The organism is Humibacter ginsenosidimutans (genome assembly GCF_007859675.1).
GTDB classification, from domain to species: domain Bacteria; phylum Actinomycetota; class Actinomycetes; order Actinomycetales; family Microbacteriaceae; genus Humibacter; species Humibacter ginsenosidimutans.
The window spans coordinates 1-20,482 of sequence record NZ_CP042305.1 but is presented as its reverse complement, the minus strand read 5'-3'; the positions used below and the strand labels follow the sequence as shown (position 1 = coordinate 20,482).

Genomic DNA, 20,482 nt, shown 5'->3' with positions numbered 1-20,482 from the left:
GCCGACCGGCGAACCTACGCTCAGTGTCCGACGGTCACCGTCGGCTCGCCGGAGGGCTGGCTCTCGCCCATCTCCGCGGCGATGCGGTTGGCCTCGTCGATCAGCGTCTGCACGATCTCGGACTCCGGCACGGTCTTGATGACCTGGCCCTTCACGAAGATCTGACCCTTGCCGTTGCCGGATGCCACGCCGAGGTCCGCCTCGCGCGCCTCTCCCGGGCCGTTGACGACGCATCCCATCACGGCGACGCGCAGCGGAACGCTCATGCCCTGCAGGCCCTCCGTGACGCTGTCGGCGAGGGTGTAGACATCCACCTGAGCCCGACCGCACGACGGGCAGGAGACGATCTCGAGCTTGCGCTCGCGCAGGTTGAGCGACTGCAGGATCTGCAGCCCGACCTTGACCTCTTCGACGGGTGGAGCGGAGAGCGAGACCCGGATCGTGTCGCCGATGCCCTCCGACAGGAGGATGCCGAACGCGGTGGCCGACTTGATGGTGCCCTGGAACGCTGGGCCGGCCTCGGTGACGCCGAGGTGCAGCGGCCAGTCGCCGCGCTCGGCGAGCTGTCGGTACGCCTTGACCATGACGATCGGGTCGTTGTGCTTGACGGAGATCTTGAAGTCGTGGAAGTCGTGCTCTTCGAACAGGCTCGCCTCCCAGACGGCCGACTCGACGAGCGCCTCGGCCGTCGGCTTGCCGTACTTCTGCAGGATGCTCGGCTCCAGCGACCCCGCGTTCACCCCGATGCGGAGGGAGACTCCCGCCTCCTTCGCCCGGCGCGCGATCTCCCCGACCTGGTCGTCGAACTTGCGGATGTTGCCGGGGTTCACCCGCACGGCGGCGCATCCGGCATCGATGGCCGCGTAGACGTAGTTGGGCTGGAAGTGGATGTCCGCGATCACCGGGATCTGCGACTTCTTGGCGATGATCGGCAGCGCCTCCGCGTCGTCGCGGCTCGGCACGGCGACGCGCACGATGTCGCATCCGGATGCCGTCAGCTCGGCGATCTGCTGCAGCGTCGCGTTGATGTTCGTCGTCGGCGTGGTGCACATGGACTGCACGCTCACCGGAGCGTCGCCGCCGACGAGCACCTTGCCCACCTTGATCTGCCGCGATTTGCGGCGCGGGTGAAGCACTTCGGGGACGGTCGGCATACCGATGTTCACTGCTGGCACGGCGTTCAGTCTAGGTTGCGGGACTCATTCGAAACGGCCAGACGGCCGCCTTCACACGGCTCTCGAAGCGCGATCAGGACGTCGCGCCCGTCTCGCCCATCACCTCGAGAAGCGCGGCCACGACGACATCCTGATGCTCGAGATGCGCGGAGTGACCGCAGTTCGGCTGGGCGATCTCGCGATACCGGCCGCCGGCATCCGCGTAGCTGTCGAGCACCTGCCGGGTCTGCGCGACCATCGGCTGCGGCGGCGCCACCTGCTCTCCCGGCCAGCCAGGCACGACTCCCGCCTTGCCCAGCGTGTTGAGGTCGAAGAAGGTCTCGTCTCCCACGATGGCGTCGTCGAGACCATGGATCCACAGCACCGACGGCTTGCGAGCAAGCTCGACGATGCCCGACACGTCGAAGTATCTCGGTGCCATCGTGTTGAGCACACCGCGCGTTCCCGCCGCGAACCCCGGCCAGTGCTCGGAAGCCTGCAGGTCGCCCGGGTAGTTGTCCTCGCCGGTCTTCGTGCTGAGCATGGACTCGACCCAGATGTCCTCGTGCTCGCTCGTGTACCCGGGCGCGACGTAGGAAGAGCGAAACACGGAACGCGGCGAGGTGGGGGCCTCGTCTGTGGTGTCGCCCGCCTTCAGTCGAGCCACGAAGTCCGGGCTCGCACCGCCCCCGCCGACTCCCGCGTCATCGGCAGTGAGCCGGGTGCCGTCCAGGGTCGTGCCGCCGAAGCCGAACGGCGCCACCGGAGAGATGAGCGTGACGGATGCCACGGCATCGGGCCGGTCGAGCAGCTGCTGCAGCACGACGCCACCGCCCATGCTCCAGCCCACGAGGTGCACGCGGTCGATGCCGAGCGCATCGACCACCGACCAGACGTCGTCGGAGAAGTCGCGAACGCCGCGCGTGGCATCCACGGGGAGTGTCTCGCTGTCGCCGAAACCGCGCAGATCGACCGCGAGCGCGCGCACGGACGGCGGCAGCGCGAGCATCGTCGGCTGAAAGAACAGCGCGGACGAGCAGTTGCCGTGCACGAAGACGACCGTGTCGCCCGGCTGGTCGGCAGGCCGCTCGAGCACGTTGGCGCGAAGCCGGCCAGTCGGAACGATGCGCGCGGCGATGCCGTCGAAAAGGGCGGATGCGGTGCTCATGCGTGCTCCTCCTCGAGCGCGATGGTGAGTGGTGGTTCGGTGGCGGCGATGACGTGGTCGACGGTGGTGTCGGGGGCGAGTTCGACCAGGCGGAGCCCGTCGGGTGTGATGTCGATGACGGCGAGGTCGGTGATGATGCGGTCCACCACACCCTTGCCGGTCAATGGCAGGGTGCAGGCGTTGACGATCTTCGGGGACCCGTCACGGGCGACATGCTCCATCAGCACGATCACCTTCCGGGCGCCGTGCACCAGATCCATCGCACCGCCAGGGCCCTTGACCATCTTTCCCGGGATCATCCAGTTCGCCAGATCCCCCGTGGCCGACACCTGCATGCCGCCCAGGATCGCGGCATCGATCTTGCCGCCGCGGATCATCCCGAAACTCATCCCCGAATCGAAAAACGCCGCACCAGGGAGCAACGTCACGGTCTCCTTGCCCGCATTGATGAGGTCGGGGTCCACGGCGTCTTCGGTCGGATAGGGGCCGACACCGAGGATGCCGTTCTCCGACTGCAACACCACCGTCACCCCCTCCGGCACAAAGTTCGGCACCAAGGTCGGCAGACCGATCCCCAAGTTCACGTAGGCACCATCCGGCAACTCCAACGCCGCACGCGCCGCCATCTGCTCACGACTCAACGACACGATCACGCCTCCCCTCGTTCGCTCGAGACGGCCCGCACCGTGCGACGCTCGATCCGCTTCTCCACATCACGACCCACTTCGATGACGCGATGCACGAACGCGCCGGGCAAGTGCACGGCATCCGGATCGATCTCGCCAGGCTCCACCAGCTCCCTCCACCTCGGCGATGCACACCCTGCCGGCCATCGCACACAGTGGCGAGAAGTTGCGGGCCGACTTGTCGAACACCAGATTCCCGTGCCGATCACCACGCAACGCATGCACCAGAGCGAAATCCGTGCTGATCGCCTCCTCCAAGACGAACGCCTTCGCGGAGCCGCCCAGATCGAACGTGCGCACCTCCTTCGGCGACGACACCATCGCCACCGAGCCGTCGGCGTTGTGCCGAAGCGGCAGACCGCCCTCGGCCATCTGCGTTCCGACACCGGTCTGCGTGAAGAACCCGGCGATACCGCTGCCGCCCGCACGCAACTTCTCCGCCAACGTGCCCTGCGGCGTCAACTCCACCTCGAGCTCGCCGGAGAGGAACTGCCGCTCGAACTCCTTGTTCTCCCCACATACGACGACGTCATCTTCCGAATCCGACGCGCCCCCAACAACACGCCCAAACCCCAGTCATCGACACCGCAGTTGTTCGACACGATCGACAGCTCGCTCACCCCGGCGTCCAGCACGGCACGGATGAGCACCATCGGGATACCGCACAACCCGAAACCGCCCACCGCGACGCTCGCACCGTCTGCGATGTCCGCCACGGCCTCCGCCGCACTGCCGACCCGTTTGTCGATGGTCATGCTCGCTCCGCCCCTCTGTTCGTGGCGCCCGTGCCGATCGGGTCGCCGCCCGACGTCTCCGCCGCACGCAGAGCGTCGGCGACGATCGGGACGACCTGATCGATGCCGTGGTCCGTCAGCACGATCGAGTAATGATTCACGTCGTCGATCTCGTGCACCGTCAGTCGTGGCACCAGCGAGAGAGACGGGCTCAGGATGTCGTCCGGATACAGACCCGGCGTCTCATCGAGCAGGCCGCGGGGGGCGCGCAGGAAGTGCACGGGCATCCGCAGCTCTCGGAGCGCATCGCGGTAGCCGTCGCTTCCGTCCTGCTGCACGATGTTCGTCGCGATCGCCTCGGCACGACTGGAAGGCCGATACCCGCCGTCGACCTCGTCGAGGTCGTAGTCGATGTAGGCGGAGACGTGCTGGTTCCAGTCTGTGAAGGCCGGATGCTCGCGCCAGAACTCCGCATACGCCTCGCGCGACGGATACACCCGGCTCAGCCGCTCCCCCGCCGGCCCGAGCAGCACCGTCGCCGCATCATCGGGCGCGACGTCCTCGGGCAGCTGGAAGGGCAGCGGCAGGCCGCCGTCGATCAGCACCAGTCCCGCGACGCGGTCCGGATACTGGTCGGCGACGCGCACTGCAACGAAGCCGCCCATCGAGTGACCGACCACGAGCGCGCGCTCGACGCCGAAAGCATCCAGGAGCACCGCCAGGTCGTCGGCGTGGTCGCGCATCCCCCACGGAGCCGGCAGCCCGTTGCTCCTGCCGCGGCCGCGCAGGTCGGGCGCGATCACCGGGGAGCCGGGCAGCCGATCGGCCAGCAGCGGCCATTCGAGATGGGAAGCGGTGATGCCGTGGATGGCGAGCACGGGCATCCCGCTCGCGTGCTCGTTCCACACCCCTCCCGCGAGCTCTCCTCCACGGACCGGAACACCGAACGGCCGGTACTCGACGTCGTCTCTGCTCATCGCGCGGTCCATCCGCCGTCGATGGTGTAGCTGGCGCCGGTGACCATGCCTGCGCTGTCGCCCGCAAGCCAGAGGGCGAGCGAGGCCACCTCCTTCGGCTCGACGAGTCGCTTGATCGCCGACTCGGTGAGCATGATCTGCGACACCACGTCGGACTCGGCGATGCCGTGCACCTTCGCCTGATCGGCGATCTGCTTCTGCACAAGGGGCGTGTTCACGTAGGCGGGGTTGATGCAGTTGCTCGTGACTCCGTGCGGGCCGCCCTCGAGCGCCGTCGCCTTCGACAGTCCCTCCAGCCCGTGCTTGGCCGTGACGTAGGCGGATTTGTATGCGGATGCCCGCAGTCCGTGCACGCTGGACAGGTTGATGATGCGGCCCCATCCGCGTTCGTACATGCCGGGCAGTGCCGCCCTGATCAGCAGGAACGGCGCCTCGAGCATGAGACGCAGGATCAGTTCGAACTTCTCCGGCTCGAACTCCTCGATGGGCCGCACGTGCTGGATGCCGGCGTTGTTGACGAGGATGTCCGTGTCGAGTCGCAACTCCGCCAGAGCCTGCGCCTGCGAGAGGTCAACCTGCCACGCGGTGCCGCCGATCTCGTCGGCGACCCGCTGCGCGGCGTCACCGTCGAGATCCGCGATGGTCACCTTCGCCCCCGCCTCGGCGAACGCCACAGCACAGGCCCGCCCGATGCCGCTGGCGCCTCCGGTGATCAGCGCCCGCTTGCCTGCGAGCGTCGTCGGCTGGTGATCTGTCATGGTTCACTCCGTCCGTGATGGGGAAGCCTGCGATGAGGAAGCCTGTCGTGATGGTGCCTGGGGCGAGGAGCTCGGCGCATCCGCCTTGGCCTCGAGCGCCCCGCGGATGAAGAGCATGAGCTGCTCGAACACCTCGTGCGGCACCTCGCTCGTTCCGGACGCGAGCGGGTCCGCATCGCCGGCCAAGGCGTCCTCGTCTCCCGCGCCGGAGGCTCCCAGAGCACCCAGCGCATGCCGATCATCTCGCCGACGCCCATCAGCGCCCACGCGGCCACCGTGGGGTCGACGTCGCCGAGCTCGCCGGCATCCTTCGCCTCTTTCAGGCCGGCGATGTAGCCGTCGACGATGCGCGTGTAGTGGAGCCGGAGGGCGGACGGTGAGACGAACTCCGCCTCACGCACGATGCGGTACAGCGACGGATGCTCCGCGGTGAAACGGAAGAACGCGTCGAAACCGGCCCGCTCCCGCTCGATGCGCGTCGAGGCGGCACCGGAGGCCTCGCTCATCGCGTGCCGCACCCGACGGTTGATGTCTTCGACGAGCTCGTTGAAGAGGTCGAGCTTCGAGGAGAAGTAGAGGTAGAACGTGCCCTGCGCGACGCCGGCCCGGTCGGTGATGCGCGAGATCGGGCCTCGGCGTAGCCGAGCTCGGCGAACACCTGCTCGGCCGTCTCGAGGATCTTGCGTCTCGTCTCGGCACCGCGTGCCGTTCTGGGCGCAGAAGTCGTCATCGTGTCGTCCCCTCGTGCGCGTGCGACGCCCGCGCGTTCCAGTCGGCGAGCAGTTGCCGACGTACCACCTTGTCAGCACTCGACCGCGGGATCTCCGCGGCGAACACCGATGCTTCGGCACCTTGAAGCGTGCAAGCCCGGTGGCGGCGAAGGCGAGCAGCTCGTGCTCGTCGGTCACCATTCCCGGCCGCACGACGACCCAGGCGACGCCGACCTCTCCCCACTTCTCGTCGGGCACGCCGACCACGCCGGCGTCGGCGACGGCCGGATGACCGAACAGCACGTTCTCGATCTCCGCAGGCGAGATGCCCTCTCCACCCGAGATGAAGATGTCTTTGATGCGGTCGACGACAGTGCAATATCCCTCGGCGTCGCGCTCCACGAGATCGCCGGTGTGCAGCCAGCCATCGCGCAGCGCCAGCGCCGTCTCCGCGTCGTCACGGAAGTACCCGGGGAACACACCGGGGCCGTGCACGAGCAGTTCACCGCGCCCGACGCCGTCGAGGTGCTCGCCGGTCACGGGGTCGGCGAGCGCCACGTCGACGTGCGGGTACGGCTTGCCTGCTGAGCCGGCCCGGCGGTAGGCATCCTCGTCGGGCAGGCAGAGCACGTTCGGCGACGCCTCGGTGAGCCCGTAGCCCTGGGTGAGCGCCACTCCCCTCGCGTGCCACACGCGCAGCAGCGGCTGCGGCATGGGCGCACCTCCACGATGGCGTGGCGCATGCTCGACAGGTCGGAGTCGGCGAAGCGTGGATGCTGCGCGATCAGCAGGTAGTTCGCCGGCACACCCATCATGGTGGTGATGCGTCGCTCCGCGATCAGCTGCAGCACCCGCCCGGCGTCGAACGTGCGCTCGAGCACGACCGTCGCCCTGCCCACCAGGCCAGCAGCGGCTGCACGTTCCAGCCGCCGACGTGGTACTGGGGCATCACCGCGAGCACGACGTCGGATGACGCGATCTCGGCCGTGCGCGAGAGCGACAGGTTGGTCAGAAACAGTTCGAGTGGGTCAGCACGACACCCTTCGGACGGCCGAGCGTGCCCGGGGTGAAGACGATCAGCAGCGCATCCTCATCGCGTGGCGGGCGCTGCACACGGGTCTCGTGCGGCATCCCGCTCGCGCGGCGGCACGATGTGCTCCACCCCGTTCATGCCCAACAGCGAGGATGCCGGCGGCCGCGCCAGACGCCGCAGCGTCGCCTTCGCGACCGCCGAGAACTCGTCTTCCACGAGAAGCAGAGCCGGGTCCGCCTGCTCGAGCTGCTCCGCCAGCTCCCTGGCGGACAGACGCCAGGAGAGGGCACGAGCACGAGGCCGGCCTTCGCGCACGCGAAGAACAGCACGACGTGATCGGCGCTGTTGCCCGTGATGGTGGCGATCCGGTCCCCCACTCCGTAGCCGGCGGCATCCAGTCGCGTCGCCAAGGCGCTCGCGCGGTCGTCGAGGTCGCGGTAGCTGAGCACGACGCCGCGGTCGTCGACCGCGATGCGGTGCGGCGTCGACGAAGGCACGGTCCGCCGTCCATCTCCCGAGGGTGTGCAGGCCGGGCTCATCGGTGGTCTGCTCGTTCACGATCCCAACTCCCTTCGCCTTCGACGGTCCCTCCCACGGCATCAGGCGCACTCGCCTCGATGGCACGCGTTCCCCGTTCGTGCGGCGGGTCCGGCGATGCCGCCGGGCAGGAACATCACGACCAGGATGAAGATCGTCCCCAGAATAAAGAGCGGCTCCGAGGCGGCACGCGCAGCACGGCGGGCAGATCGGACACGAACGTCGACGACGCGAGGGCGCCGAGCCTTTGGTCGAGCAGCGCGTAGACGATTCCGCCGGCGATCGCGCCCCACCGGTAGCCGAGGCCGCCGAGCACGACGATGACGAGCAGGCTCCAGCGTGAAGTCACTGCTGGAGATGTCGGGGGTGGCGCCGCTCTGCAGCAGCATGAACACGATGCCGCAGAGCACGGCGAGCATCGCGGCCACGACGAACACGGCGAAACGCACCCAGTACGGCCGCATGCCGAGGACTTCGACCCGCAGTTCGTTGTCGCGCGCGGCGGCCGCGGCATGACCGGTTCGGGGGCCGTTCCACCCACAACCGCCCGCAGCGTGACGAGGTAGACCACCACCAGCAGGGCGAGGCACAGCCAGTAGAGATAGGCGGTGTTAGACCACACCGATGAGATCGACGGCACCCTGCTTCGTGGGCAGAGGCAGCCCTTCGTCGCCTCCGGTGGTCTGCCCGGGGTTGCGTCCCAGGATCACCACGAACCCAGCCTGCGCGAACGCGAGGGTCACCATGCGCGAACGCAGATGCCGCTCACCCCGCAGGCTCAACGCGCCGACGACGCCGGCGAGCACGAGTCCGAGTGCGAGCGTGATGACGATCGCCAGCGGACCCAGCCCGCAGCGTGAACACCAGCCACGACGGGACGCCCCGCCGGTGCCCACTGCACGAGCACGATGCCCAGCCCGTACGCGCCGGCCGCGAAGAGCGCATGGCCGAACGAGGCATCCCTGCCACGCCGAACAGCAGGTGATAGCTCAGGGCGAGCGCCGCGATCAGCAGAGCGTACGCGAGCAACTGCAGTGTTCCGGGAGTGTAAGTGGGTCCGGGGAACACCCCAGGGGATCGACAGATTCAGCAGCGGCAGCACCCGGCGGCGAACCACGATCGCCACACCGATCAGCGGCACGATCCCCGCCGTGCCGTCAGCACGCCGCGCCCTGAACGGTCGGATGTTCCGTGCTCGCGCACCGCACCCGTCACCTTCACGTCTCCGGCCATCACGCCACCCGCTTTCCCAGCAGACCGCGCGGTCGCAGCAGCGAGCACGACCGCCGAGGGCCAGAGGACGACGGCGCAGGTCGCCCGTGCCTGCACCGTAGAAGTTCGAGGAACTGCTGCACCACCGCGACCAGCACACTGGCCAGCGCCGCCCCGGCCAGCGGAGCCGAGCCCGCCGATCACCGTCACGTGAAGGCATAGATGAGCAGCGACGACACCCCGATGGTCGGCGACACGTAGCCAGCCGAAGTACACGGATGCCAGCACGCCGCCGAGCCCCCCGCCGCAGCGCCCCCGATGGCGAAGACGAGCGTGAACGAGCGGCGCACGTCGATGCCGAGCGCCGTCACCATGGCCCGGTTCTCGACGCCCGCACGGATGATGAGCCCGTACCGGGTCTTCGCGAGGAAGAGCACGATGGCCACGAGCACCAGCACGGCGCATCCGATCAGCAGAAACCGGTTGTTCGGAACCTTGGCGCCCAGGATGTCCGTGGTGCGCCCCAGCCAGCCGGGTGCGGAGATGTGAGATGGGATCCGGTGCCCCAGATGCCTTGGAACCAAGGCCAGGCAGAGGGGCGAGCCCCCGCCGTCACGAGCACCTGCTCGATGTGACGTTGGTACAACCGCCGCACGAGCACGAACTCCGTCGCGGCGGCGAAGGCCGCGCCGGTCAGCATGCCGGCCACCATCGACAGCAGGAGAGAACCCCACGTCGTCGGGCCGATGGCGCTCGCCACCGCCCAGCCGAGGAACGCACCGAGCGTGAGGAAGGAGCCGTGTGCGAAGTTCAGCACGCCCATCAGCCCGTAGATGAGCGACAGCCCCGACGACACCAGAAAATACAGGGCGCCCAGCCCGAGACTCGTGACCAGCAGCAGGATCACCGTGCTCATGCCGTCACCTCCCTGTCTTCGTTCACCACGGTCTGCTTCTGGGTCGGAGCCTCCGCGCCCACGCCGAGGTAGCGCTCCACCAGTGCGCGGTCGTCGAGGAACTGCGCCGCCGGTGCGGTGAGCACGACCCTGCCGTTCTCCATCACGACCACGGCCTGCGCGAGGCGCCGCACGACCTGCAGGTTCTGCTCGACGAGCAGGACCGGCACGGATGCCGCCGCCACCTCCAGCGCGTGCGTCACCTCGCCCACCACTCGCGGCGAGAGGCCCTTCGTCGGCTCGTCCACGAGCAGCAGGCGGTTGTCGTTGAGCAGAGCCCTGGCCAGGGACACCATCTGCTGCTGGCCGCCGGAGAGGGTTCCTGCACGCTGCTTCGCCCTGGCGACGAGGTCGGGGAAGAGCTCGCGCACGGCCTCTACGCCCGGCGCGTCGCCGCGTTCGGCCAGCCGCAGGTTCTCGGCCACGGTCAGCGATCCGAACACGTCCCCTGTCCTCCGGCACGTAGCCCACCCCGGGCCGCACGATGCGGTGGGTCGGCAGCCCCGTCGATGCGGGCTCCGTCGAGCTCGACCTCGCCCTGGCGTTCGATGAGCCCGAGGATGCCCGCAGCGTGCTCGTCTTGCCGGCCCCGTTCCTGCCGAGCAGCGCCGTGACCCCGCTGGAGGCCACCTCGAAGGTGGCGTCCTCCACCACCTGCTGCCGCGCGATGCTCGCACGCAGGCCCCGCACCGTCAGGACGGGCCGTGTCATCCGCGGGTCCCGCGCATCAGTCCCCTTCACAGCGGCTCCCCGAGATAGGCGGCCTGCACGACCGGGTCGGCCATCACCGCGTCGGGCCCGTCGAAGGCGAGCAGCTCGCCGTGATGCATCACGGCGACGCGCCCTGCCAGCCCGAGCACGACATCCATGTGGTGCTCCACCATGACCACGGTCCTTCCCGAGTGATGCAGTCGACGGATGAGTTCAGTCAGTTCGGGCACGTCGGCGGGACGCGACCCCGGCCCATCGGCTCGTCCGGAGCAGAACGACGGACGGCTGCCCGCAGCCAGCACCATCGCGATCTCGACCTTGCGCTTCTCCGCCGCTGGGCGGGGCGCCCCCTGCGCGATGAGACAGCCCGACCTCTGCCAGGTGCTTCCCGTGCCGCCCGGGTGGCGGCGTCGCCGGCGCGGGGAACCGCACCAGCGACGCCGTCGACCCGAGCGGGACCTGCGCGGCCAGTCGCACGTTCTCCAGCACCGTGAGCTGATCGAACAGGCTCGAGGACTGGAACGTGCGGCCGAAGCCCGCTCTGGCGCGACGCGCGATCGGCGAGTGCGTGGCATCCACACCGTCGATCACGAGCCTTCCGCTGGTGGGTCGCACGACGCCGGAAGATCACGTTGAAGAGCGTGGTCTTGCCCGCACCGTTGGGACCGATCACGGCGACGAACTCGCCCGCTCCGATCGTCAGCGACACGTTGTACAGGATGCGCGCACCACCGATGTCGAGTCCGACGCCGTCGAGTTGCACGGAGGTTCCCTGTCGTGCCCGGCACGTCGGCCGTCCCGCGTGCCTGACGTCGCCGTACGGCTCGCCGCTGCGCCGCTCGTCACTTTTCCGGCGGCGCCACGGTGGAGGCGGACACGGTCTTGATGAGCGGAGTCCACTTGCCGTCTGAACCCTTCACCAGCTTGGCCTGGTACATCAGCTGGATCATGGCGTGATCGGAGGCGCGCACCGTGATCGTGCCCTTCACCGACGGGAACGACCAGCCTTCGAGCGCCGAGATCATCTTGTCGGCGTCGTCGCCGCCCGCCTTCTGCACGGCGTGCACGATCATCTGCGCCTGCCACGAAACCGTCAGGTGAGAAGAGGTCAGGTGTTCCGCCAGCCTTCGTGATGGAGGCGATCATCTTCTTCTCGATCAGGGGTGTCTGCCGCCCCTGGGAAGTAGTACGAGAGGAACGAGATCTTGTCGCTGACCGCTCCATAGGCGTTATAGCTCGCGGTGTTGGCGAGGCCCGTCACCACGGGCGCCACACTGAAGACACCCTGCTGCTGCAGCGCCTGCCACATCGCCGAGGTCGTGGCGCCGGCCCATGCCACGAGACCAGGTCGGGCTTGGCGTTCACCAGGTTCTGCGCGAACGGCGTGAATTCCGTCGCGCTGTCGGGCACGAGCACCGACGACACCGTCGCTCCCTTCGCCCCAGCACGGCCTTGACCGCGGCCAGGTTGCCCTGCCCGAATGCGTCGTCCTGCGCGAGACCACCGATCTTCTTGCCCGCCGGGTCGCCGACGAAGGTGCCGGCCGTCGCCACATCCTGGTAGCTCTGCCGGCCGGACCGGAACGTGTACTTGTTCACGCCCGTGAGCGCATCGGCGGCGGCCGGGCCCGAGATGTGAGAGGATCTTGTTCTGCTCGGCCTGCTGCGCCAGCGTCGTCGCGATGCCGGAATCGGTGGTGCCGGCGATGATCTTGTCGCCCTTGCCGATCAGGTTCTTGGCGAGCGAGACAGCGGTGTCGGCGCTGCCCGTGTCGTCGTTCCAACTGATGTCGAGCTTGCGCCCGTCGACCTTGCCGCGTTCCCTTGGTGGCGTAGTCGATGCCGGCCTCGAAGCCGGCCTTGTACTCGGCGCCGTAGGACCGCGGGCGGGCCCGTGGCCGAATAGATCATGCCGGCGTCGACGGGGGCGCTCGACGATGTCGAGCCGCCGGAGTCACCCGCCGCCACGGTGGGGGCGCAGCCGGCGAGGCCCAGCGCCACCACGGCGGCCGGGGCCGGTGCAAGGTACTTCTTCGTAACTCGCATGTGCATGCCTCTCAGTGCTTGCGATAGGAGGATGCCGTCACCAAACATGACAGCTGATTCAGGTGTCACATACGCTAGATCGACAGCGCCCCGATGTCAGCGTTCGTGAGGCATCCAGAACCGCACCCCGGAAGCTTCACGGGCGGGCAGCGAGCAACGAGAGATGTCGTGACCGTCGCCGAAGTTGCACGGCCCCACGATCAACGCCGGCGCGCAGAACGGCACCGACTCGCGTACGGGCCCTCCCCGGTCAGCCGGGAAGACCGACTCGCGTACGGGCCCTCCCGGGTCAGCCGGGAAGGGAGATCAGCTTGGACGATGTCGGCGTAGGCGAGCAACAGGCTCATCGCGCCGAGCACGATGATCACCGCGTACGTGAGCGGCATGAGCCTTGCCATGTCGACCGGCTTCGGCGACGCGTGCCTCGGCAGGTGAGCTTGAACCAGCCGCGTTTCATCCACTCCCACGCGGCACCGGCGATGTGCCCGCCGTCGAGCGGCAGCAACGGGATCATGTTGAACACGAAGAGCGCCAGGTTGAGCGAGGCGAGCAGGCTCAACACGAGCTGGATCTTCGACGCGAACGCGTAGGCGTTGCTGTCGGCGATCTCGCCCGCCATGCGGCCGACCCCGATGATGCCGACCGGGCTGGATGCCGACCGCTCGCTCGACCCGAACGCCGCGTTCCACACCCCCCACCATGCGCTGCGGCAGTTGATTGGCCACCACCCCGGCGACCTGTCCGGCTGCTCGCCCGTCACCGAGAACGCCGTGCCGAGCGACTGAGGCTCGAACTGCGTGGTCGGGGGGTGATGCCGATCATCCCCCCTCGACGGTCGACGTCGCGCCAGGCGTCGGTCACCCTGGGTCTCGGTGCGGCGCGGGGTCACGTTCAGCGTGACGTCCTCGCCGTCCCGCTCCACCACCATGGGAACGGTCTCGCCTGCCGAGCCCTGGATCGCCGAGGAGAGCTGGGACCGGGGTCGTGATGGTCTTGCCGTCGTAGCGGAGACGACACGGTCACCGGACATCAGCCCGGCGTCCACTGCCGGCGATGCAGGGTCGGACGACGCGCACGTCGTCGGACGTCGAGGATGCCGGTTTGAGGCACTCCGGGACCGGCTACACCGTGGTGCTCGCCCCTTGCACCCCGATGCCGCACAGCATGATCGCGATGAGCACGAACGCGATCACGGAGGTTCATGAACCGGGCCCGCAGAGCATCACGATGATGCAGCTGAGCGGGTGCAGCAGATAGAGGGCGCGGTGTTCCTCGCCCTCCGGGATGGTCTCCCGCACTCGCCTGACGAGCCTCGGCGGCCGTCCGTCGTCAGCACGCTCCTGCGTTGCTGCTCGCGTTCCCTGCTCCGGCGCGCCGATGGCTCCGTCCGTCATGGCGACCGAGCGAGTTGTAGAAACCGGTGGAGGCATCGCGGGGCGCCTCTCCAAGGTGCCCGGGCGGGAACATCCGGATCATCGCGATGTAGCCGCCGAAGGGCAACGCATCTTCACGCCGTACTCGGTCTCACCCTTGCGGAACGAGAACAGCGTCTTGCCGAAGCAGCCACCATGTACTGGGTGACCCGAACGCCGAACGCCTTGGCCGCGGTGAGGTGGCCGAGCTCGTGCAGCGCGATCGACAGGCCGGGGCCGATCACGAGATCAGCACGCCGACGATGAAGAGGGCAGCACGGAGGACATGCACCGAAATCGTATCCACGTGCGCCTGTGCGCGGACCGGACGGGAGCCGACCCCTGGCATCCTGTGAGCCGGTCACCTCACGCAACCCCATAGCCGGGGCAGGCAGGTTAGGGTGTGGTGCTGACGTGACGATCCTGCGTGCGCGCGGGACGGCATCCCTACTCCCCGTTGAACGAGGATGGCAATGGCGACTGGCCGCGGTGCCGAACGGTCCGGCAGCAGAAGGACCGTCGTGAGGAGGCAGAGAGGGAGCACGCCCCTGATGCGCGAAGAGGCCGCGAAGAGGCCAGGAGCGCCGCACAGTGGTGGATCCAGGGCTCGGTGGCCGTGGTCATCGTTGCAGTTCTCGCGGTGGTCGCGCTCGTCGTCGTCAACTCCATTCCGCAGGGCAGAGACCTCCGCCGGCCCGAGAAGCATGGTCCAGCGACGGCATCGTCATGACCTCGTCGAGCAGGCCCGTGCGCACGCCGGGCATCCCCTTCCGGCGGGTCGCCGACGGCGACGACGCCAGAGCGACGCGTCCCGGGCCAAGGCGGTACGCTCCACCATCTACGAAGCCCTAGTGCCGTACTGCCCGGCAGTTCCGAGCACAGGAAGCAAACTGAAGCAGATCAAGCGGTGAGCTCGACTCGGGCATCGCCCAGTTGGAGATCCACATCCTCCACTGAACTACACTCACGTCGGCGGGCAACGGCGGCTAAGCGCGCTGGGCGAGGGCAACGCGTGCGTGGCCAACTACGACCCGGACGAAGTTCCTCGCCGGTGAAGCTCGGCCCTGTCGACAAGCAGCCGCAGAGGGACCGGCGGCCTGCCGAACTCCAAGATCCTGTCGATCATGACGAAGGCGCAGGTGAGTTCTGATGCCAGCTCACCACCGTGCGTCAGCAACGTCAAGTTCACGAACTGGCTCAACGCGCGCCCGAAACGGGCGGTCACGAAGAAGCTGCCACTCGAAGCTCGGCCGTCACGACCTTCGGCGCACGCCGACCGTCATCGTCAACGGGCAGCAGTATCGGGGCTCGCTGACCCGGCCGACGCGAGCACGTTCGAGTCGTTCGTCCCGAGACGGCCCGACAGTGCAGGAAGGGCGTCGACCTCGACGGCGCCCACCCGCGACGCGACGCCGACGGCGACCAGCGGACGGCTGAACTGAGGCGGCCGGCCGACCAGCACTCGCCAGCGCCAGCGCTCGAGTCGGTGCGAGGCGGCGACGGCGTCGATCCGACCTCGTCGGCATCCACGCTGGTTTCCAGAACACGTCGACACGAGACGTGTCCGAACAGGCGCGACCAGGTCTCGACGGTCTCGACCAGTCCGCCGCCGGAATCGGGCCCGAGCCCGGCGCCCGGTCGCGTCGGCGACGACCTCGTCGATCAACGCCAGCACGGCGGCGCGTAGGGCCTCGTCACGGGCCCCTCCGAACAGGAGTGCGAACACGTGCCGATGCCCTCCCTCAGCCGAACAGGGTGCGTACTCGATTGCCCGCGCCTCCCATGGTTCCGCGCGCACGATCGAGCGAGGCAGGTCGAGCGTTCTCGCGTGGCACGGTGCGCTCCGTCGTCATCACCCGGTCGCCCAGCTGGGCGTCGCAGCGTCGGGCGAGATCGGCTTGATAGGATCGTCTCGCAGCTGGGATAGTGCCGGTACATCCGCAGGCTGACGACGCGCCGAGGTGCCGTGCGATGGCCCCGCAACGACACGGCACTCACGCCCGCCCGCCTTCGGCGAAGCGCTGACCGATGCCGCGTCGAGCACCTGCTCACGCGAGGGATCAACGGCCCTGCCCACGATGGACTGACTCGTCAGTCCCGGCCGATGATTCCCCATCCCCCGGCCGTGCGCTCACCCCTCCGCCATGCCGCTCGGTGCGGCAGCACGGGCATCCGAGGTTTCTCGCGCGGCTGTGGGCGAACGCCGGACCATCGAGCGCGACCACCCTTGACAGACCAGAGCGTGTTGCCGCCTAGGTTTGCTGCGAGCGGTGCTCACAAGCCCTCGCCCGAAGGACGCCATTCCCCATGACAACGCAACTGGTGCTCCGGCGCCGGCAGTGATCGGATCCCAGCTGGCCACGAGGCTCGCCAGAAACGGGGTGACGGCGTGCGCGTCGGCTCCCGAAGCGGCACGCACGTCCGAAGACCGCCAAGTCGCTCGTCGTCGATGCGGGCGACGCGGATGCCGTCGCGCGCGCGCCGGAGGGCGCCGAGCACGGTCTTCGGCGTCACCAATCCCCCGTACACGACCTGGCAGCGCGATTGGCCGCCCGTGTTCTTGCGCATAACCCCGCGGTCATCACGGCCGCCGGGAAGGTCCGGCGCTGCGCTGGTGGTGATGGGCAACCTCTACCCCTACGGGTCGCCGCTCAGGTGCCATGACGGAGCATTCCGCCCCGAGCTCACCGAGGAGTCAAGGGCTGGTCAGGAAGGCCGGCTGGCGCGCGGTGCGCGAGGCGACGGCTGCTGAACGCATCCGCGGCGCGTCGAGCGTGAGGGGCGACCGCGGACTACTTCGGCAAGAGGGCGCCACGAGAACGGCACATCTGGGCGGAAGAAGGCGTTCCACATTCACACGAGTCCCCCCCCTCGACCGCAGACCGCACGGGTGGGGCGTCGACCTCGCGCACAGCTGGTCCCACGTTCCCGACTCGTCCGACCATGGGTAGCCGCGATCGAACTGGACCGGCCGCGGAGCGCGTCTGGCATGTGCCGAGCGGCGCACCCCATCCGCGTGCCGAGATCGCCGCCCAGCTGAACGCGCTGTACGGCAGCACGGGCGAAGCGGGTGCGGACCCTGCGCTGGATGCTCGCTCTCATTCACCGCGTTCAGCCCGATGATGCGCGAGATCTATGCTTCCAACTACTGGTTCACGGACCGTTCGTGATCGACGCCACCGAGACATCCCACCTGCTCGGCGTGGAGGGAGCCCTGGCGCCTGAGCGCGGGCACGACGACGGCGGGTGGTACCGCCGAGCGGATGCTCAGCGCGCGGCGATGATCGCGTCGGCGCGTTCGCGCGCCCCAGCGCTCGGCCTCGGCGAGGGCCGCGCGGTCCAGCACGGCCGTACCGGGTCGTGCTCGTCGATCACCCCTGTCGATGGTGTCGACGATGTCGAGAAGAACGACGGTCGTGGAAAGCGTCGACCGCCTGCTCGTTCGCGGCGTTGAATACCGCCGGGTAGCTCGAGGCCTGCCGCGCCGACGCCGCTTTGGCGAGGCGCACGGCGAGGAAGGCGTCGTCGTCAAGGCAGCTCGAACCGCCAGTCGCCTCGCGGCCGTCCAGTCGATCGGCGTCTCGGCGTGCGGTACGCGCTTCCGTAGACGGGCGAGCGCGTGCGAGATCGGCCCTACGAGCATGGTCAGCAGGCCGAGCTGGGCGACGACGGCGCCGTCGACGAACTCCACCCATCGAGTGGATGTACCTGCGCTGCGGATGCACCACCACCTCGATGCTGCCGTACAGGCACCCCAGACAGCAGGTGCGCCTCGATCACCTCGAGACCCTTGTTGACCAGAGTCGCCGAGTTGGTGGTGATGACCCGCCCATCGCGAAGTTGGGGTGTTTCCAGCGCCTGCTGGGCGTGACATCCTCAGCCGCCTCGCGCGACCCAGCCGCGGAAGGCCCCGGATGCCGTGACCACGAGCCTGCGCACCTCGCCTTGCCGCCCGGCACGCAGCGACTGCGCGTTCCGAGTGCTCGGAGTCGACAGGCACGGTGATCCCCTGGCCCGCGAACCGCGCCAGTGCGGTGACCAGTTCTCCCCCCGACGACGAGCGACTCCTTGTTGGCGAGGGGCGGGCGTGCGACCCAGCTCGGGCGCGGCGAGCGTCGGGCCGAGCCCGACGGATCAGTGCCGTTGAGCGACGTCGGCCTCGACGTCGCGAACGAGCTGTTCGGCCTCATCCGCCCCGAGCGCGGTGTACTCGACCCCGAACTCGGCCCGCCTGCGCCACCGGCTCATCCGCCGCTTTCCGGTGGCCAGACCGGCCACTTCGAACCCCGGTCGGGATTCGCCCTGATCTCGAGTGCCTGGGTGCCGATGGAACCGGTGGAGCCGAGAATCAGGATCCTGCGCATGCGCTCCACATCCTGCCAGGGCGGCCGCCGCCCCCTCTTCATACCAGTTCCTTTGTCCCCGTCGTGTCGCCCGTCATCGCACGGGCGACGCGCGGAAGGGGACAGCGGGCTCTAGAGAATGAAACCGATCGGCGCTCGAGTGCGTCACTTCTGCGTGGATGTCCCACCACGAACACGAGCGTGTCGGTGCCCTTGATGCCCGCCCTTGGGGTTGCCGCGAGCCGTAGCCGTCCGGCCGGCGGGATCACGGCGAGCACCTGCGGAAGCCGACCGTCTGGCCGACGAGCGCCGTGGAGAAACCCTTGACGACCTGCGTCGTGTCGAACGTGGACGAGCCCAACGCGGCCCCAGCTCTGGTCGAACACCTTGCCTGTGCGGGCGTTGACTCCCCCTGGTACTGCATGGTGACCTCGTCGCCGCTGGCGACCATGGCGCCTGCTGCCCATATGAGCACCTCGACCTTGGTCGTCGTCGGGAGCCGTGAAGCCCTTCTGGATGGTGACCGTCGGCTTGCCGTCGGACGCGAGCTTCACCCGTCAGGAACTTGACTGCGCCGGCTGGGGGGTGCCGTCTTGGTCGGCACCACGTCGAGCGTCGACCACGAGACGACGGTGTCGGTCCTTCTCCTTGAGGTTGAGCTCGTCGGGTCGGCGTCGCCCCCCAGGCATCCTTCGCCGTCGTGGTGGTCACCAGGCGCGAGCCGACGGGAGCACACTCCGGCTTCTGCGGAGGCCGGGGATCATCGACAGGTCGCCGGACCGTGAGCCGGAATCGTCGACGTGCCCGCGTAGCCGCGTTGCTGGGTGAGCTGTCGTGGCGCCGTTGGGCGACAGAGCGCCACATCGACGGTCTCGCCGTTCTCGACCTTGCTGCCCGATGCCCTGGTGACGGTGCTGCGCTGAGGTGTCTTTGGCCTTCAGAGGCTTGGCGAACGTGACGGTCGGCTCAGCCTGCTTCGCGCCGGTGACCTTCACCGCATCCGAGACGGATCGGACTTCAGACGGTGCAGGCCGTCGAAGCAGCCTTGTTCGTCGAGGTCGCGGTGGCGGATGCGCGGAAGCCGGAGCTCACACCCGCCAACAGGAGGAGGGGGCGGGAGGTGGCGGCAAGGACTGCTGGGATCTTCGAGCGCACGGCGATGCTTTCGTGAGAAGAAAAGGGGGCACTCCATGGTGCCGGCGGCTTTGTCCACCCTGAGAGCGACCGGCGCCGAAGGGGGGCGTCCGCACACAGGAGAGTCGCGGCCACCACCACGTACGATGGATGCCATGCCCCGCGATTTCTCCGTGCCGCAGAGCCGTCGCCGTTCTCCACCCGCTTCCCGGACCGAAGTCCCCTCGATCTCCAGGCGCGCCGCGGCATCCCGTCTCCCGCGGGGCCGGCACGCTGGCGGTATCTACATGGACCACGCCTCACGGCGCGATCCTCGTCGGCGTCGACGGCAATCGGCTCATCGATCTCGGCTGCGGCATCGGAGTGACCACCATCGGGCACGCTCACCCGGCGGTGGCAGCAGCGGCGTTCGAGCAGGCCAACAAGCTCACGCACACGCTCCCCTTCACGGTGAGCCCGTACGAGAACTACGTGAAGGTCGCCGAGAAGCTCGCACCGCAGATCGCCCGGCGACTCCGAATCGCTCGATCCTCGTCAACTCCGGCGCCGAAGCCGTCGAGAACGCCGTGAATCGCCCGCAAGCACACGGGACGCAGGGCGATCGTCTCGCTGGAGCACGCGTTCCACGGCCGCGCAACCTCACCATGGCGATGACGTACCGCCCCTGGCCGGAGCGCGTCAGCATGGGGCCGTTCCCCGGCGGCGTCACCGGCGTGCCCGGCAGCTACCCGTTCAAAGACGGGCTGAGCGGCGACGAGGCCGCCGAGCGCACCATCGACTACATCACGACGCACATCGGTGCGAGGATCTGCCGCGTTCTTCTTCGAGCCAGTCAGGGCGACGGCGGCGTGAGGTCATTCCCGCCGACGCTGGCTACCTGAACCACATCGCCGAGTTCTGCCGCGACAACGAC

26 protein-coding genes and 4 pseudogenes are annotated in these 20,482 nt (G+C 68.6%); 3 read left to right on the top strand and 27 right to left on the bottom strand.

The window, feature by feature from the left end:
- Positions 1–20: 20 nt before the first annotated feature.
- The 22 genes and pseudogenes from ispG to FPZ11_RS20440 form a co-directional block, all read right to left on the bottom strand.
- Positions 21–1,154, bottom strand: a complete 1,134-nt coding sequence (gene ispG / locus FPZ11_RS00090) for a flavodoxin-dependent (E)-4-hydroxy-3-methylbut-2-enyl-diphosphate synthase (protein ID WP_146322579.1) — start codon at positions 1,152–1,154, stop codon at positions 21–23.
- Between the two features lie 94 nt (positions 1,155–1,248).
- Positions 1,249–2,322 carry an alpha/beta fold hydrolase gene (locus FPZ11_RS00085; protein ID WP_146317331.1) on the bottom strand — a complete coding sequence of 358 codons (1,074 nt, stop codon included), beginning with the start codon at positions 2,320–2,322 and terminating at the stop codon, positions 1,249–1,251.
- Positions 2,319–2,948 carry a 3-oxoacid CoA-transferase subunit B gene (locus FPZ11_RS00080; protein WP_146322578.1) on the bottom strand — a complete coding sequence of 210 codons (630 nt, stop codon included), beginning with the start codon at positions 2,946–2,948 and terminating at the stop codon, positions 2,319–2,321. Before FPZ11_RS00080 ends, FPZ11_RS00085 begins: the two co-directional genes overlap by 4 nt.
- Before the next feature lie 23 nt (positions 2,949–2,971).
- A pseudogene (locus FPZ11_RS00075) lies at positions 2,972–3,763 on the bottom strand (CoA transferase subunit A).
- Positions 3,760–4,719 (bottom strand): alpha/beta fold hydrolase, encoded by a 960-nt coding sequence (locus FPZ11_RS00070; protein WP_246846425.1) that lies wholly within the window; start codon positions 4,717–4,719, stop codon positions 3,760–3,762. The pseudogene FPZ11_RS00075 and the gene FPZ11_RS00070 overlap by 4 nt, the downstream one beginning before the upstream one ends.
- Positions 4,716–5,477 (bottom strand): 3-hydroxybutyrate dehydrogenase, encoded by a 762-nt coding sequence (locus FPZ11_RS00065; RefSeq protein WP_146317327.1) that lies wholly within the window; start codon positions 5,475–5,477, stop codon positions 4,716–4,718. Before FPZ11_RS00065 ends, FPZ11_RS00070 begins: the two co-directional genes overlap by 4 nt.
- The gene (locus FPZ11_RS20180) at positions 5,474–6,901 is read right to left on the bottom strand and encodes an AMP-binding protein (RefSeq protein WP_367889415.1); all 1,428 of its coding nucleotides are present in this window, start codon (positions 6,899–6,901) and stop codon (positions 5,474–5,476) included. Before FPZ11_RS20180 ends, FPZ11_RS00065 begins: the two co-directional genes overlap by 4 nt.
- A gap of 294 nt (positions 6,902–7,195) precedes the next feature.
- Positions 7,196–7,300, bottom strand: a complete 105-nt coding sequence (locus FPZ11_RS19640; RefSeq protein WP_246846424.1) for an AMP-binding protein — start codon at positions 7,298–7,300, stop codon at positions 7,196–7,198.
- 54 nt (positions 7,301–7,354) lie between these two features.
- A complete protein-coding gene (locus tag FPZ11_RS19635) occupies positions 7,355–7,717 on the bottom strand; it encodes an AMP-binding protein (RefSeq protein WP_246846423.1) in 363 nt (120 codons plus the stop codon).
- Between the two features lie 176 nt (positions 7,718–7,893).
- The gene (locus FPZ11_RS19630) at positions 7,894–8,106 is read right to left on the bottom strand and encodes a hypothetical protein (protein WP_246846714.1); all 213 of its coding nucleotides are present in this window, start codon (positions 8,104–8,106) and stop codon (positions 7,894–7,896) included.
- A 46-nt stretch (positions 8,107–8,152) separates the two neighbouring features.
- Positions 8,153–8,221: pseudogene (locus FPZ11_RS19625) on the bottom strand (hypothetical protein); the annotation flags it as partial.
- A gap of 147 nt (positions 8,222–8,368) precedes the next feature.
- The gene (locus FPZ11_RS19620; protein ID WP_246846422.1) at positions 8,369–8,653 is read right to left on the bottom strand and encodes a hypothetical protein; all 285 of its coding nucleotides are present in this window, start codon (positions 8,651–8,653) and stop codon (positions 8,369–8,371) included.
- A 522-nt stretch (positions 8,654–9,175) separates the two neighbouring features.
- A complete protein-coding gene (locus tag FPZ11_RS20175; RefSeq protein ID WP_367889414.1) occupies positions 9,176–9,553 on the bottom strand; it encodes an ABC transporter permease subunit in 378 nt (125 codons plus the stop codon).
- The gene (locus FPZ11_RS20170) at positions 9,439–9,885 is read right to left on the bottom strand and encodes an ABC transporter permease subunit (protein ID WP_367889453.1); all 447 of its coding nucleotides are present in this window, start codon (positions 9,883–9,885) and stop codon (positions 9,439–9,441) included. The genes FPZ11_RS20175 and FPZ11_RS20170 overlap by 115 nt, the downstream gene beginning before the upstream one ends.
- Entirely contained in the window at positions 9,882–10,367 is a 486-nt protein-coding gene (locus FPZ11_RS19615) for an ATP-binding cassette domain-containing protein (RefSeq protein ID WP_246846421.1), read from the bottom strand. The genes FPZ11_RS20170 and FPZ11_RS19615 overlap by 4 nt, the downstream gene beginning before the upstream one ends.
- 76 nt (positions 10,368–10,443) lie before the next feature.
- Positions 10,444–10,635: pseudogene (locus FPZ11_RS20165) on the bottom strand (ATP-binding cassette domain-containing protein); the annotation flags it as partial.
- A 26-nt stretch (positions 10,636–10,661) separates the two neighbouring features.
- A complete protein-coding gene (locus tag FPZ11_RS20160; protein WP_367889413.1) occupies positions 10,662–10,865 on the bottom strand; it encodes an ABC transporter ATP-binding protein C-terminal domain-containing protein in 204 nt (67 codons plus the stop codon).
- Complete coding sequence (locus tag FPZ11_RS20155; RefSeq protein ID WP_367889452.1) at positions 10,853–11,308, bottom strand: hypothetical protein; 456 nt, start codon at positions 11,306–11,308, stop codon at positions 10,853–10,855. The genes FPZ11_RS20160 and FPZ11_RS20155 overlap by 13 nt, the downstream gene beginning before the upstream one ends.
- A gap of 169 nt (positions 11,309–11,477) precedes the next feature.
- Entirely contained in the window at positions 11,478–11,708 is a 231-nt protein-coding gene (locus FPZ11_RS20150) for an ABC transporter substrate-binding protein (protein WP_367889412.1), read from the bottom strand.
- Positions 11,709–11,743: 35 nt separating this feature from the next.
- Positions 11,744–11,974, bottom strand: coding sequence for a hypothetical protein (locus FPZ11_RS20145; protein ID WP_367889411.1), 231 nt, complete (start codon positions 11,972–11,974; stop codon positions 11,744–11,746).
- Positions 11,893–12,423: an ABC transporter substrate-binding protein gene (locus tag FPZ11_RS20140; protein WP_367889451.1), complete on the bottom strand. Its 531-nt coding sequence runs from the start codon at positions 12,421–12,423 to the stop codon at positions 11,893–11,895. The genes FPZ11_RS20145 and FPZ11_RS20140 overlap by 82 nt, the downstream gene beginning before the upstream one ends.
- A 457-nt stretch (positions 12,424–12,880) precedes the next feature.
- Positions 12,881–14,357 (bottom strand): annotated as a pseudogene (locus FPZ11_RS20440) (M50 family metallopeptidase).
- A gap of 2,901 nt (positions 14,358–17,258) precedes the next feature.
- Here FPZ11_RS20440 and FPZ11_RS19610 point away from each other — a divergent pair.
- Positions 17,259–17,546, top strand: coding sequence for a hypothetical protein (locus FPZ11_RS19610; RefSeq protein WP_246846713.1), 288 nt, complete (start codon positions 17,259–17,261; stop codon positions 17,544–17,546).
- On the opposite strand, the gene FPZ11_RS19605 is transcribed toward FPZ11_RS19610, so the two are convergent.
- The 5 genes from FPZ11_RS19605 to FPZ11_RS00010 all read right to left on the bottom strand — a co-directional run bounded on the left by FPZ11_RS19605 (position 17,464) and on the right by FPZ11_RS00010 (position 18,886).
- Positions 17,464–17,787 carry a hypothetical protein gene (locus tag FPZ11_RS19605; RefSeq protein WP_246846709.1) on the bottom strand — a complete coding sequence of 108 codons (324 nt, stop codon included), beginning with the start codon at positions 17,785–17,787 and terminating at the stop codon, positions 17,464–17,466. The genes FPZ11_RS19610 and FPZ11_RS19605 overlap by 83 nt on opposite strands.
- Positions 17,738–17,914 (bottom strand): hypothetical protein, encoded by a 177-nt coding sequence (locus FPZ11_RS19600; protein ID WP_246846708.1) that lies wholly within the window; start codon positions 17,912–17,914, stop codon positions 17,738–17,740. Before FPZ11_RS19600 ends, FPZ11_RS19605 begins: the two co-directional genes overlap by 50 nt.
- Positions 17,915–18,226: 312 nt before the next feature.
- Positions 18,227–18,370, bottom strand: a complete 144-nt coding sequence (locus FPZ11_RS19595; RefSeq protein ID WP_246846712.1) for a hypothetical protein — start codon at positions 18,368–18,370, stop codon at positions 18,227–18,229.
- Positions 18,337–18,456: a hypothetical protein gene (locus FPZ11_RS19590; protein ID WP_246846707.1), complete on the bottom strand. Its 120-nt coding sequence runs from the start codon at positions 18,454–18,456 to the stop codon at positions 18,337–18,339. The genes FPZ11_RS19595 and FPZ11_RS19590 overlap by 34 nt, the downstream gene beginning before the upstream one ends.
- A 244-nt stretch (positions 18,457–18,700) precedes the next feature.
- On the bottom strand, positions 18,701–18,886 hold the full coding sequence (locus tag FPZ11_RS00010) for a hypothetical protein (RefSeq protein WP_146317324.1): 186 nt from the start codon (positions 18,884–18,886) through the stop codon (positions 18,701–18,703).
- Between the two features lie 833 nt (positions 18,887–19,719).
- On the opposite strand from FPZ11_RS00010, the gene FPZ11_RS19585 reads away from it, so the two are divergent.
- Positions 19,720–20,139: an aminotransferase class III-fold pyridoxal phosphate-dependent enzyme gene (locus FPZ11_RS19585; RefSeq protein WP_246846419.1), complete on the top strand. Its 420-nt coding sequence runs from the start codon at positions 19,720–19,722 to the stop codon at positions 20,137–20,139.
- Between the two features lie 80 nt (positions 20,140–20,219).
- Positions 20,220–20,450 carry a hypothetical protein gene (locus FPZ11_RS19580; protein WP_246846418.1) on the top strand — a complete coding sequence of 77 codons (231 nt, stop codon included), beginning with the start codon at positions 20,220–20,222 and terminating at the stop codon, positions 20,448–20,450.
- The last annotated feature ends 32 nt before the right edge of the window (positions 20,451–20,482 follow it).

Excerpts from the sequence above, each read along its gene's own strand:
- FPZ11_RS19605 (WP_246846709.1), bottom strand. The coding sequence starts at position 17,787 with ATGGGTGGAGTTCGTCGACGGCGCCGTCGTCGCCCAGCTCGGCCTGCT.
- FPZ11_RS00080 (WP_146322578.1), bottom strand. The coding sequence starts at position 2,948 with ATGGCGGCGCGTGCGGCGTTGGAGTTGCCGGATGGTGCCTACGTGAAC.
- FPZ11_RS20180 (WP_367889415.1), bottom strand. The coding sequence starts at position 6,901 with ATGCCGCAGCCGCTGCTGCGCGTGTGGCACGCGAGGGGAGTGGCGCTC.
- FPZ11_RS20150 (WP_367889412.1), bottom strand. The coding sequence starts at position 11,708 with ATGATCGTGCACGCCGTGCAGAAGGCGGGCGGCGACGACGCCGACAAG.
- FPZ11_RS00065 (WP_146317327.1), bottom strand. The coding sequence starts at position 5,477 with ATGACAGATCACCAGCCGACGACGCTCGCAGGCAAGCGGGCGCTGATC.
- FPZ11_RS19580 (WP_246846418.1), top strand. The coding sequence starts at position 20,220 with ATGACGTACCGCCCCTGGCCGGAGCGCGTCAGCATGGGGCCGTTCCCC.
- FPZ11_RS19585 (WP_246846419.1), top strand. The coding sequence starts at position 19,720 with ATGCCATGCCCCGCGATTTCTCCGTGCCGCAGAGCCGTCGCCGTTCTC.
- FPZ11_RS00085 (WP_146317331.1), bottom strand. The coding sequence starts at position 2,322 with ATGAGCACCGCATCCGCCCTTTTCGACGGCATCGCCGCGCGCATCGTT.
- FPZ11_RS20170 (WP_367889453.1), bottom strand. The coding sequence starts at position 9,885 with ATGAGCACGGTGATCCTGCTGCTGGTCACGAGTCTCGGGCTGGGCGCC.
- FPZ11_RS00070 (WP_246846425.1), bottom strand. The coding sequence starts at position 4,719 with ATGAGCAGAGACGACGTCGAGTACCGGCCGTTCGGTGTTCCGGTCCGT.
- FPZ11_RS00010 (WP_146317324.1), bottom strand. The coding sequence starts at position 18,886 with ATGGTCGCCAGCGGCGACGAGGTCACCATGCAGTACCAGGGGGAGTCA.
- FPZ11_RS19590 (WP_246846707.1), bottom strand. The coding sequence starts at position 18,456 with ATGCGCAGGATCCTGATTCTCGGCTCCACCGGTTCCATCGGCACCCAG.
- ispG (WP_146322579.1), bottom strand. The coding sequence starts at position 1,154 with ATGCCGACCGTCCCCGAAGTGCTTCACCCGCGCCGCAAATCGCGGCAG.